This is a genomic window from Modestobacter muralis (assembly GCF_010682105.1).
Taxonomy (GTDB): Bacteria; Actinomycetota; Actinomycetes; order Mycobacteriales; family Geodermatophilaceae; genus Modestobacter; species Modestobacter muralis.
The window spans coordinates 1-5,186 of the sequence record NZ_JAAGWH010000037.1 but is presented as its reverse complement, the minus strand read 5'-3'; the positions used below and the strand labels follow the sequence as shown (position 1 = coordinate 5,186).

5 protein-coding genes and 1 riboswitch are annotated in these 5,186 nt (G+C 69.6%); of the genes, 2 read left to right on the top strand and 3 right to left on the bottom strand.

Annotation, left to right across the window (positions count from 1 at the left end; genetic code table 11):
• Positions 1–129, bottom strand: a 129-nt coding sequence (locus GCU67_RS23045) for a 3-methyl-2-oxobutanoate hydroxymethyltransferase (RefSeq protein WP_211661370.1), incomplete at its 3' end; no start/stop codon positions are given.
• A 242-nt stretch (positions 130–371) separates the two neighbouring features.
• On the opposite strand from GCU67_RS23045, the gene GCU67_RS13570 reads away from it, so the two are divergent.
• Both GCU67_RS13570 and thrC read left to right on the top strand, forming a co-directional pair.
• Complete coding sequence (locus GCU67_RS13570; protein ID WP_163611759.1) at positions 372–1,142, top strand: FadR/GntR family transcriptional regulator; 771 nt, start codon at positions 372–374, stop codon at positions 1,140–1,142.
• Between the two features lie 517 nt (positions 1,143–1,659).
• Positions 1,660–1,787: riboswitch (SAM riboswitch) on the top strand.
• A gap of 12 nt (positions 1,788–1,799) precedes the next feature.
• Positions 1,800–3,101 carry a threonine synthase gene (gene thrC, locus GCU67_RS13565; RefSeq protein WP_211661368.1) on the top strand — a complete coding sequence of 434 codons (1,302 nt, stop codon included), beginning with the start codon at positions 1,800–1,802 and terminating at the stop codon, positions 3,099–3,101.
• A 427-nt stretch (positions 3,102–3,528) separates the two neighbouring features.
• Here thrC and GCU67_RS13560 read toward each other — a convergent pair whose 3' ends face one another.
• Together GCU67_RS13560 and GCU67_RS13555 are read right to left on the bottom strand one after the other, a co-directional pair.
• Entirely contained in the window at positions 3,529–4,785 is a 1,257-nt protein-coding gene (locus GCU67_RS13560) for an IS256 family transposase (protein ID WP_163611757.1), read from the bottom strand.
• 47 nt (positions 4,786–4,832) lie between these two features.
• A partial coding sequence (locus GCU67_RS13555; RefSeq protein WP_163611756.1) for an integrase core domain-containing protein occupies positions 4,833–5,186 on the bottom strand: 354 nt, incomplete at its 5' end.

The window sequence follows — 5,186 nt, the reverse complement described above, 5'->3', positions numbered from 1 at the left end:
GTGACCCCAGAGGTTCACGCCCACCGTGTCCCCCACGGAGACGAGGTCGACTCCGGCGCGGTCCACGATCCGCGCGATCTGGTAGTCCCAGGCCACCACGCCGACGATCTTGCTCCCGTCCTCCTTCATCCGCTGATCGCCCTACTGGACGACCTCGGCCCGGACGAGGTGATCGACCTGGAGGTTCCGATCGCCACGCCGCTGCACTATCCGCTGAACGGTGACCTACGGCCTCTGGCTCCCGGCGGCCGGTACGTGCGGGCGGATCTCACGCCGGGCGGCCCGGCGTCGACAGGCCCCCGGGATGCGGAGCACCGGATCCCGGGAACCGGTGCTCCGCATCCCCGGTCACCTACGATGCGGAGGTGACGATGCAGCAACCGACCGCAGCAGCGCCCACCGAAAGTTCCGCGGCCGGCAAGGGCGATCTGCTCAGCCGAGTGAGCGTCGGGCGCATCTCCGAGGTCATCGTCGACCAGATCCGGGTGCTGATCCGCCAAGGCCAGCTGGCTGCCGGTGACCGACTGCCCTCCGAACGCAAACTCTGCGAGCGGTTCGGCGTGAGCCGGGTTACCGTGCGCGAGGCCCTGCGGGTGCTGGAGGCCAACGGCCTGGTCGACATCCGGGTGGGTGCACGCGGCGGGGCCTTCGTGACCGCGCCCAGCAGCCGCCTGGTCGGGGCCGGCATCGCCGACCTCATCTCGCTCGCGACGCTGACCGCCGTGGAGGTCACCGAGGCGCGCATGGTGTTCGAGCTGGGCATCGTCGGGCTGGCGTGCGAGCGGGCTACCGACGAGGACGTCGCCGCGCTGCACTCCATCTGCGACCGCAGCAGCGCCGCTCTCGAAGGTAACGACTACCCGCTCGAGCTCTCTGCGGAGTGGCATACCCGCTTCGCTGTCGCCACGCACAACCGCGCCGTCGCCATGCTGGTCGAATCCCTGCACGACCCGCTGCTGCAGTCCCTGGAGCGGGCCCGCGAGGTGGCGCCGTTGCACGGCCGGCAGGGCGTGGAGGAGCATCGCGCCCTGGTCTACGCCATCGCCGCCCGGGACGCCGACGCGGCGATGAGCCTCATGCGCACCCACCTCACGCGCACGGCCGAGCGCGTGGGCGGGATGGACCCGATGACGACGAGCTGAGCGGCACTCCCGGTCAGGCCCCCGGGTCGCTCCCAATACGAGCGACTTGATCGTCACCGGGACGGTCTTCGAGGGGGCCTCACCCGGCCGATATCGAGTAGTCGAAGTCTCGCAGGCGAGTCCGTCGATGACCAGCACATCCGAGCTGACCCCCAGCTCCTGCTGGAGCAGCCGGCCCAGGGTCATGGCGACGTCGCCGTCGAGCATCACGTAGACCGGCCGACGGCGGCGATCCGCTCCGCGAGCCCGTCTCGCACGCCACGAGCGAAGGCGGCGACCCGGTCCCGATACGGAAGTTGATCCAGCCTCTGTCGGAACCTGGAGAACGCAAAGCATCTGTTGCTGCGCCGTCGCGAACTGCTGGCGGTTGATGACCATCATCCCCGAAGTGGGTGACACGCTCGCTCTTCGCCGGGACAACGAGCGCCGTGCCGCAACGGAGACCAACGAGCAGCACATCTCTTGCAACAGCCAGACCTCCATCGGGTTTTTTGGCCTGAGTAGTGTGAGGTCGTTCCACTCATCCAGAGGGGCAGAGGGACACGGCCCGATGAAGCCCCGGCAACCGTCGCTGCGCGCATGCGCAGCGAGAGGTGCCAATTCCGTCCCGCGCGGCTCGACGGCCCGGCGCGGGGAAGATGAGGAGGTAGTCGTCGAATGACCATGACCGCTCCCGGTTCCGCCCAGGCAGACGTCACCGCCGGCGGGCCCGTCCCGCCGAACCCGGCCCGTGGCCTGGTGTGCCGCAACTGCGGCGCCACCTTCGGGCTGATCGCCGAGCACGCCTGCGCCGAGTGCTTCGGCCCGCTCGAGGTCGACTACGACCCCGAGCTGATGCGTGCGGTGACCCGCCAGCAGATCGAGGCCGGCCCGCAGAACATCTGGCGCTACGCCGCGCTGCTCCCGGTCGGGCAGGACCCGGCGTCCCGGGTCACCCTCGATCCGGGCATGACCCCGCTGGTGCGGGCCGACCGGCTGGCCGCCGAGCTGGGGCTCACCGGTGGCCTGTGGGTCAAGGACGACTCGGCCAACCCCACCCACTCCTTCAAGGACCGGGTGGTCAGCCTGGCCGCGACCGCGGCCAAGGGCTTCGGCTACGCGAAGATCGCCTGCGCCTCGACCGGCAACCTGGCCAACTCCGTCGCCGCGCACGCCGCACGGATGGGGCTGCCCTCCTTCGTCTTCGTGCCCAGCGACCTGGAGCCGGGCAAGATCACCCAGTCCGCGGTCTACGGCCAGGCGCTCATCGCCGTCGACGGCAGCTACGACGACGTCAACCGGCTGACCAGCGAGCTCGCCGAGACGGACGAGTTCGAGGACACCGCCTTCGTCAACCAGAACGTCCGGCCCTACTACGCCGAGGGCTCGAAGACGGTGGGCTACGAGATCGCCGAGCAGCTCGGCTGGCGGATCCCGGCCCAGGTGGTCATCCCGATGGCGTCGGGCTCGCTGCTCACCAAGGTGGACAAGGCCTGGCGCGAGCTGGTCGCGGCCGGCATCGTCGAGGACACCGGCTGGAAGGTCTTCGGTGCCCAGTCGGCCGGCTGCGACCCGATCGCCACCGCCTTCGACAACGGCTGGGACGTCGTCAAGCCGGTCAAGCCCACCGGGATCGCCAAGTCGCTGAACATCGGCAACCCCGCCGACGGCCCCTACGCGCTGGACGCCATCCGGCGCACCGGCGGCTCGGTCGGCCGGGTCGGCGACCACGAGATCATCGCCGGCATCCGCGACCTGGCCCGCACGACGGGTATTTTTGGTGAAACGGCCGGTGGAGTCACCGTCTCGGTGTTGCGCCAGCTGATCGAGCGCGAGGTCCTCGACCCGGCGCAGGAGACGGTCGCCCTCAACACCGGCGAGGGCCTCAAGACCCTCGACCCGCTGCTGCCGGTCGTCGGTCCCACGCACCATGTGCAGCTCTCGCTCAAGTCGCTGCGCGAGGCCGGCCTGATCGCCTGAGGCCAACTTTGGCCACCTCACCGGACCAAGCGACGACATGATCGGGGTCCGAACATTCTTGTGGAGCAGGCTTCGTCGCCTCCCCGTCAGGCGCGCAAGAACTGGTGGCCGCACTTGGTGCGCAAGCATCTGGACACGGATGCTTGCCTAGACGACGTGTGGCTGCGCCGCCCCGGCCCCTCGATGCCTGCTTCGGGCTGCGCCTCAATCAGCGTGGATGCAGCGAAGGTCAGCCAGGCAGTCACGGCCTCTCGAGATCTTGTGTGGTCTTACGATCACGAGCACCTTCGTGGCATGGCACGGCGATGGCTGACTCACCTCCTGGGTTGGGGTGTTTGTCGACGAGTCACATCCGTGCATGTTAACTGCTCAGGGTCAAGTCCGCTGGCGTGGTGTGTGACGGCTTCCGCGTGATCTTCGTGTCCGGTCAGGCGCTGAGCGCCGGAATGGTCGTCTGAGGGGTCACCTCCTCGGTGGTGCTGGCGGTGTCGGTGGCCGGTCGGATGCGGCAGCGGGCGAGGACGTCGAGGCCGAGGTAGCGGCGGCCTTCGGTCCACTCGTCGTGCTGTTCGGCGAGGACGGCGCCGACCAGGCGGATGAGGGAGTCGCGGTCGGGGAAGATGCCCACGACGTCGGTGCGTCGGCGGATCTCCCGGTTGAGCCGCTCGGAGGGGTTGTTGCTCCAGATCTGCCGCCAGACCTCCTTGGGGAAGGCGGTGAAGGCGAGCTCGTCGGCGCGGGCGGCCTCGAGGTGTTCGGCGACCTTCGGTAGCTTGTCGGCCAGGGCGTCGAGGACGCGGTCGAACTGGGCGTGCACCGAGGCGGCGTCGGGCTGGTCGTAGACCGAGTGCAGCAGCGCCCGGACCCACGGCCAACTGCTCTTGGAGCAGACCGCCATCAGGTTCGCCGCGTAGTGCGTGCGGCAGCGCTGCCAGGCCGCCCCCGGCAAGGTGGCGCCGATCGCGGCCACCAGGCCGGCATGGGCGTCGGAGGTGATCAGGGCGACTCCGGTGAGGCCGCGGGCGGTCAGGTCGCGGAAGAACGCCAGCCAGCCGGCGTCGTCCTCGGCGGAGGTGACCTGCAGGCCGAGGATCTCCCGGTGCCCGTCGGCGTTCACGCCGGTGGACACGAGGGCGTGGACGTCGACCACCCGGCCGCCTTCACGCACCTTCAGGACCAGGGCGTCGGCGGCGACGAAGGTGTAGGGCCCCTGGTCCAGGGGCCGGTGCCGGAAGTCGGCGACCTGGGCGTCGAGGTCGCGGGCCATCTCGCTGACCTGGGACTTCGACAGCCGGGTGATCCCCAGGCTCTCGACGAGCTTCTCCATCCGCCGGGTGCTCACCCCGAGCAGGCGGCAGGTCGCGACGACGGTGGTCAGCGCCCGTTCGGCCCGCCGGCGGCGCTCCAGCAGCCAGTCCGGGAAGTAGGACCCGGCGCGCAGCTTGGGGATCGCGACGTCCAGGGTGCCGGCGCGGGTGTCGAAGTCCCGGTGCCGGTAGCCGTTGCGGGTGTTGACCCGCTCGGTGCTGCGGGCGCCGTACTCCGCGCCGCAGACCGCGTCGGCCTCAGCGCTCATCAGCGTGTTGATTAAGGTGGTGAGCATCTGCCGCAGCAGATCGGGGGTGGCCTGGGCCAGCTGCTCGTGCAGGAAGCGGGCAGGGTCGATACTCGAGGGTGCGGTCATCGCGTTGGGAGCTTGACCCGGTTCTCCGGACACATCGGGTGTGGTGATCATGCCGCGGTGAGTGCGGCGGTGTGAAGTGCTTCGAACTCTGCGGGGCTGCGGTAGCCGATGCCGGAGTGGCGGCGATGGGGGTTGTAAAAGCCTTCGATCCACTCGAAGATCGCCGATCCCAGCTCGGCCCGGGTCGACCACTGGCGGCGGTCGAGGAGTTCGCGCTGCATGGTCGACCAGAAGCTCTCCATCATGGTGTTGTCCACGCTGGAGGCGACCCGGCCCATCGAGCCGAGCAACCCGGCTGAGCGCAGCCGGTGACCGAAGATCCAACTCGTGTACTGCGATCCGCGATCGGAGTGCACGATCGCCCGGGGTGCTGGCCGCCGTCGCCAGCGGGCCATCTCCAG